The 6,773-nt window shown below is 42.2% G+C and carries 6 protein-coding genes and 2 tRNA genes; 5 read left to right on the forward strand and 3 right to left on the reverse strand.

Annotated features, from left to right (window positions below; translation table 11 throughout):
* Positions 1-63 precede the first annotated feature (63 nt).
* Positions 64-282: a type II toxin-antitoxin system HicB family antitoxin gene (locus E1160_RS01175; protein ID WP_155153162.1), complete on the reverse strand. Its 219-nt coding sequence runs from the start codon at positions 280-282 to the stop codon at positions 64-66.
* Between the two features lie 249 nt (positions 283-531).
* Here E1160_RS01175 and E1160_RS01180 point away from each other — a divergent pair, with 249 nt between their 5' ends.
* From E1160_RS01180 to E1160_RS01190, 3 genes are read left to right on the forward strand one after another with little or no spacing between them, the layout of a single operon-like run.
* Positions 532-1,164 carry an ATP-dependent zinc protease family protein gene (locus E1160_RS01180; protein WP_155153163.1) on the forward strand — a complete coding sequence of 211 codons (633 nt, stop codon included), beginning with the start codon at positions 532-534 and terminating at the stop codon, positions 1,162-1,164.
* Between the two features lie 18 nt (positions 1,165-1,182).
* Positions 1,183-2,673, forward strand: a complete 1,491-nt coding sequence (locus tag E1160_RS01185) for a UUP1 family membrane protein (protein WP_155153164.1) — start codon at positions 1,183-1,185, stop codon at positions 2,671-2,673.
* A gap of 34 nt (positions 2,674-2,707) precedes the next feature.
* Positions 2,708-3,667: an alpha-L-glutamate ligase-like protein gene (locus tag E1160_RS01190; RefSeq protein WP_155153165.1), complete on the forward strand. Its 960-nt coding sequence runs from the start codon at positions 2,708-2,710 to the stop codon at positions 3,665-3,667.
* Between the two features lie 37 nt (positions 3,668-3,704).
* On the opposite strand, the gene E1160_RS01195 is transcribed toward E1160_RS01190, so the two are convergent.
* Positions 3,705-3,779: transfer RNA gene (locus E1160_RS01195), tRNA-Asn, on the reverse strand.
* 364 nt (positions 3,780-4,143) lie between these two features.
* Positions 4,144-4,217: transfer RNA gene (locus E1160_RS01200), tRNA-Cys, on the reverse strand.
* 279 nt (positions 4,218-4,496) lie between these two features.
* Between E1160_RS01200 and E1160_RS01205 the strand changes: the two genes are divergently transcribed.
* Both E1160_RS01205 and E1160_RS01210 read left to right on the forward strand, forming a co-directional pair.
* On the forward strand, positions 4,497-5,150 hold the full coding sequence (locus E1160_RS01205) for a protein-L-isoaspartate O-methyltransferase family protein (protein WP_155153166.1): 654 nt from the start codon (positions 4,497-4,499) through the stop codon (positions 5,148-5,150).
* 168 nt (positions 5,151-5,318) lie between these two features.
* Positions 5,319-6,716, forward strand: coding sequence for a TolC family outer membrane protein (locus E1160_RS01210; protein ID WP_218048638.1), 1,398 nt, complete (start codon positions 5,319-5,321; stop codon positions 6,714-6,716).
* Positions 6,717-6,773 lie beyond the last annotated feature (57 nt).

Below are 6,773 nucleotides of genomic sequence, written 5' to 3' on the forward strand. Positions count from 1 at the left end.
AAAATCTATTTATGCTAAGGGCAAGAATAAAGATTCTCACTTTTTTGTGAGTAAGAAAATAAGTTAATTTTCTTCCATGGTGGATGGAGAGGGAAGGGATTGTCCATTTTGAATACGATCCGCAACAGCATCACCTAAACAGGATTGGGCTTTCTCTAAAGCAGCATCAAGATTTTCCGCTTGTTCTTGTATTTCTGGTAAATCATCGAAACGGATTTGAAAGACGCCATTCTCATCTTCCCAAATGCGAGCCGGGTATTTGTAATTTCCTACAAGTGCCATGTTATTACTCCAGTTCATGATGTTAAATAATGGCTGAATCACCAGATTGCATCAAGTGGGATATTTATAGTCGAATTAGAGTTATCATACGAATGATAGTAGGCTGCCATTTAAATGCCTTATTGTTATGTTTTTTCGCCGCGAATCTACGCGTGAAATTATTGAGTCTTTCAATTTCGACTCCTATAATATTAGTAGAGGTTTAATTAAAAATGTATATTCTACTCATTTTGGGGAATAAATTTATCGATGCCTAAAGCTTCAAACTTTTTATTTTTGTCATTCGCAATTGGTCTAGCAGGTTGTACGGTAACAACACAGAATACCACATCTCAAGAGCTGGGAACTCCAAAAATTGTTGAGAAAAATTGTCCTATTCCAGCACCAGCACCGAAGCCGGAAATTATTGAGACTAAACAATGTGATGGCCTTGATATTATTCTAGAAGATCAAGGTATTCTTTTAATTGGCGAAGCGGAACATGTGTATATTTTTGAAGCTGGTTTTTCCGGTGAAGCCCGCATTGATACAGGGGCCACAACTTCATCAATTGGGGCGGAAGCAATCAAACGTTATGAGAAAGATGGCGAAGATTGGGTGAAATTTGATCTACGAGATCGTAAAACAGATAAGATCACGACTATTCGCACGAAAGTTGAACGTATTGCAGCCATTAAACAGCATGGGCGTGATCCACTTGAACGCCCAGTCGTGCTGCTTACCATGTCTTTAGGGGATCAAGTGATGAAGCGTGAATTTACGTTGGCCAGTCGGGATCATTATGAATATCCGATCTTGATTGGACGAAATGTATTACGCAATGCATTTTATGTGAATGTGGATGAAAAATTTATCCATCTTCCCGTTAAAGAAATGAACTAGTTTCTTAAGGCTGCGATTATGGAAAAGAAGTTTCAATCCTATTTTATCATTCTTTTTCTCTGCATATTGGGATTAAGTGCAACCATATACAAAGTTGTAAGTTTAGATTTTCCGTTATTTCCCGGTGGACAAGCTGTTTCCTGGACTGTGGAATCCAAGATAACCTTTGATGCGGATGGCGAAGAAGCCAAAGTCACCTATGCGAAGCCAATTTCGACTTCTCATTTACGGGTGATTTCTACCCATGCAGTGTCATCTGGCTATGGCTATGAAGAAAAAGACGGACAGGGTATTTGGACAAAAAGGCAGGCAGATGGAAAACAAAGCCTTTATTTTCAAGCGATTGTCCACCAACAAGAAGATGAAGACGCCACCATTAATTCCTTTTTTGCCAGCAAACCTAAAGGAAGCGTTCGGACAGCACGGTTAGATAGTTCTCAAAAAGCTGCGGCATCAGAAATTATTGGTTTTGCAAAGCAAAGATCAACAGATGAACGTAGTCTTGTGACGCAGATGGTAAAAGTTTTCCGTACAGAAACTTTATCGGATAGTGTGGCTTATCTTCGTAAAAGTATTTCTTCTGAACAGGCTACTGTTGATCTAGCTAAAGAGATTTTGATTCTTGCTGGTATCCATGTGAAAGAAATCAAAGGTGTTTTCTTGTCCAAAGGACGGGAAAAAGAAAAAATCCGCTCTATTCTGGGTGTCTTCGTTGACGATAAATGGGCGCCATTTGATGTGATAAGTGGCGAATTTGGCGTACCTGCGAATTTCCTGCCTTTTGGTAATACCTCTGATGGTGTGTTGGTTGTAGAAGGGGGGAATAATTCCAAGGTTGAAGTCACATCTGTTAGTGATGGTCGTTCCGCCCAAAGCCTCACGACTTATCATGCGCAGGTGGATAAAGATATTCTGGTAGATTTTTCCATTTATTCCCTGCCTGCAGAACAACAAAAAACCTTCAAACTGCTTCTATTGATGCCAATAGGGGCTTTGGTTGTAGTTTTCTTTCGAAATATCGTTGGTCTTAAAACTTCTGGCACCTTTATGCCAATTCTGATTGCGCTGACCTTTTTACAAACGACCTTAACGGTTGGATTGGCTTTATTCGTGATTGTTGTGGGGATTGGTTTGTTATTGCGTTCTTACCTAACGCATTTGAATTTATTACTTGTCCCAAGGATTTCAGCGGTTCTGATTGTTGTTACTTTGATCTTTGCGATGATCAGTATTCTGGGCTTTAAGCTTGGGATGGAAAACAGTCTCGCGGTGACCTTCTTCCCGATGATTATCGTAAGCTGGACCATCGAACGTATGTCTGTTTTATGGGATGAATCAGGTGCAAAAGAAGTTTTTGTTCAAACCTTTGGCAGTTTATTCGTTGCCTCCATCGCCTATTTTATGATGAGCAGTGTTCTTATTAAACATCTGACTTTCCTATTCCCGGAATTGTTGTTGGTGGTTTTGGCCGTAATCTTGTTGCTTGGGCAATTACGGGTTATCGCTTAAGCGAGCTGTATCGATTTAAACCAATGGTGCATAGATGATTTTTAATATTGCCAATCCATTTTCCCTAAAAGCGCGAGGCGTTGTGGGTATGAATAAACGCAATATTGATTATATTGCCCGGAATAATCCAAGACGGCTTTATCCGATTGTAGATGATAAATTAAAGACGAAACTGCAGGCAGAAGAATTTCAAATTCCATCTCCGAAATTACTTGGGGTTATCGAATGTCAGAAACATGTAAGGCAACTCCCTGATTTCCTTCGCGAAATCGGAGTTGGATTCGTGATTAAGCCAGCCCGAGGCAGTGGCGGGAAGGGGATTTTAATCATCTCCCACCAAGAAGACGGTAAGTTCTTCAAGACCAGTGGCAAAGAAGTTTCCGATGATGAAATTCAAAAACACGGCTCAAATATCTTAAGCGGCCTTTATAGTTTGGGTGGTACGCCTGATGTAGGTGTGCTTGAAGAGCTTGTTGAATTTTCAGATATCTTTGATGGTTTTACCTATGAAGGTGTGCCGGATGTTCGGATCATATGTTATAAAGGTTATCCCGCATTTGCCATGACGCGACTTTCCACCGAAGTGTCTGATGGCAAAGCGAATCTGCATCAGGGCGCCGTTGGTGTTGGTTTGGATATCGCAACAGGTAAAGCTTTACGCGCGGTACAATTTGATAAGGCCGTTACCCATCATCCTGATACAGATACGGATCTTTCTGAGTTACAGGTCAGTAACTGGTCAGAAATCATCGAACTCGCCAGTCGCTGTTATGAAATGAGCCAACTTGGCTATCTTGGTGTAGATGTGATTTTGGATAAACATCGTGGACCTATGATCATTGAGCTGAATGCCCGCCCGGGCCTTGCCATCCAAATCGCCCATGGTTTTGGGATGGGAAAACGCATTGATCGTATTGAGGAATTATATACCCCACGCCATGACTATAAAGAACGCGCCGAAATCGCCATGAAAGAACTTGCTGGAATAGAATAAGAAAAGGCGTTAGAAAAATCTAACGCCTTTCAAAATCTGGCTCCTGAGCAGGGATTCGAACCCCGGACCGATCGGTTAACAGCCGATTGCTCTACCGCTGAGCTACTCAGGATCAGTATGTTTTGTTTGTGTCTTAGGGTGTGTTCCCTGCCGACGGACGGGTATATAACAACTCATTATGGGGTCTGCAATAGTGTTTTTTCATTCAGTTGCATTTTTTTTACATTTTCTTGAAATTATTTCTGAAGATCCGCAGTTTTCCTTATGTATAAGCATATGAAAAAATGAAAGAAAAATGGTTTAGACCGGATTTAATACCTCTTAACCATTGAATTTGATCGGTCATCCTGCTCATTTTCATGAATCGTGATTCATATGCGCAGGAAGAGGGAGGTAAATTTAATGAATTATAAATGACGAAGAGCTGTCTCATCGAACGTATAAGAAGGGGATGTAAGATATGTTTGGAAAATAAATGGAGGCGCGGACCGGAATCGAACCGGTGTACACGGATTTGCAATCCGCTGCGTCACCACTCCGCCACCGCGCCTTCATGGGCAAAACTTCATCTGAACCAAGTGGTAGTCTTCTAAAAGAAGCAGGTTCGAAGTCGACTTCTCGATCGAAGTCATTTGCTGGAAGGTCATATACTTGTGTGGAGGCGGTGGGTCAAGGGAGTTTCCACATGAAAGTGAAACTTTTCTGAAAAAAAGCGATTTGTAGATCGTGAATTACACTAACATATGGTTGAAAGAAGCTATCTATCGCTTTATAAAGCAGAAAGATTAAAAAACGCGTTTTAAACCGATCAGGGTTTCGGAGAATTTCTATGGATTACGCTGCTGCACGTTTCAACATGGTTGAAGGTCAACTTCGTACAAATAAAATCACAGACGAAGGCGTGTTGGAAGCAATGCGTGGTTTGCCACGTGAAGAATTTGTACCAACACAGAATCGTCATCTTGCCTATATTGATGAAGACTTGGAAATTGCCAATGATCGCTTCTTGATGGAGCCGATGATCGCAGCGCGTTTGATCCAGCTAACACAAATCCAGGAAAAAGATACTGTCTTGGTTGTTGGGGCTGGCTATATGGCGGCGGTTGCAGGTTGTATGGCGGAAACAGTTTTTGCGGTTGAATCCGATAAAGAACTTGCGGAAAGCACAGGCAAAACATTAACTGATCTTGCCATGGATAATGTGGTTGTTCTGGATGGTGCTTTGACAGACGGCTTGGCAAAGCAGGGGCCTTATAATGTAATTTTGTTTGACGGGTCTGTGGAAGAGGTGCCGGCAGAGATTTTAGCGCAATTGGCAGAAGGCGGTCGTTTGGCTGTTGTGCTTGCGGATTCTGCGAGTGAAACAAATGGCATCGCGCATTTATATGTGAAAGCAAATGGTGTGGCGTCTTCCAAAGCGATTTTTGATGCGAATGTCCAACCATTGCCGGGCTTTGCGAAGGAAAAAGGTTTCGTATTCTAAAATATTTGAATATTGGAATTGAAGTTAAAGGCCAATGTTCGATGCATTGGCCTTTAGTTTTTAAATAAAAAAAGAGTTAATTTACTTTTTACATCTTTTTATTATGATCTAAATGACTACATATGTGATGGGTTGCGTATGTTCTAGAAAATATTGGGGTTTACTATTGTGAATATTAAAGCTTTCTTGAAATTGGGTGTGGCTGCTGCCGGATTGGCAACTGCGACTTTATCTTCCGGTGCTGCTTGGTCTGCATCTTTGGAAGAGGCGCTATTAGCCGCCTATGATAATAACCCTACATTACTGGCTCAGCGTGCTTCCTTACGTGTAACCAATGAAGGTGTCGCACAAGCAGTATCCGGCTGGCGGCCGACTGTCACAGGTACAGGGTCATTGGGGGCAATTAATTCTGATACAGATAATAATGGTGTTGATACAGATAGTGATCGTTCATTCTATTCTGCGGCCTTGTCTGTGACACAAAACCTTTATGCTGGCGGTGGTACCGAAGCTGGAATCGCCTCCGCCGAAGCAAGTGTGTTATCTGCGCGTGCATCATTGGCAGCGACAGAGCAATCTATATTGCTAGAAGCTGCGACAGCCTATCTTGATGTGTTGCGCGATATTGCCGTATTAGATTTGAACCAGCAAAATGAAAAACGTTTACAAAAACAACTTGAGGCGACTCAAGATCGTTTTGATGTGGGTGAGGTAACTCGTACTGACGTTGCGCAGGCTGAATCGCGTTTGTCCCGTGCACGCGCAGATACAATTTCTGCGGCAGGTTCATTGGAGACAAGCAAAGCCAATTATGAACAAATCGTGGGTGAGCCGATTGACGGTCAGATGGCGACCCCTGTTTTAAATCTTGGTTTGCCATTAAGTCGTGAAGAAGCGATTACTTTGTCTTCTGATAAAAACCCGTTGGTGGTTGCTGCTCGTCACTCTTATGATGCGTCGGTTATGGACGTGGATTCTGCTGAGGCATCTTTGTATCCATCATTGGATCTGGTTGGTGCGACAAATTATAACAATGATGTGTCTGGAGAAGATTTAACAACTAAAGATGCATCTATTCGTTTGAACCTCTCTGTGCCGATCTATCAGCAAGGCTTGGTCAGTTCACAGGTTCGGCAGGCAAAAGAATCTGCTTCACTTGCGCGTGTGCAAATTGAAGAACAACGTCGTAGTGTGATTGAGACAGCAACGTCTTCTTGGGAAAACTTGAAAACGACCCGTGCACAAATTGAGGCGCAACAAGATGAAGTTCGTGCAACAACCATCGCTTTTGAAGGTGTGGAGCAAGAAGCAATTGTTGGTTCTCGTACAGTATTGGATGTATTGGATGCGGAACAAGAATTGTTAGATGCAAAAGTAAGTCTTGTGCGATCTCAACGTGACGAAAATGTTGCCCAGTTTGCATTACTTGCGGCAATTGGTGGTTTGACTATGTCTGAGCTTGGCCTTGGTGCAGATATTTATGATGCGACCGCCCATTATGATGATGTTCGTGACAAATGGTGGGGCATTGGCCCTGATATTGAAAAGGATGCACCTGCTGAATAAGTAGGGGTAAATTCTATTCTTTTCATTAAGTAAAACTGAATAAAACCAAGTAAGGGT

The sequence above is a fragment of the Curvivirga aplysinae genome (assembly GCF_009711445.1).
GTDB classification, from domain to species: domain Bacteria; phylum Pseudomonadota; class Alphaproteobacteria; order UBA8366; family Aestuariispiraceae; genus Curvivirga; species Curvivirga aplysinae.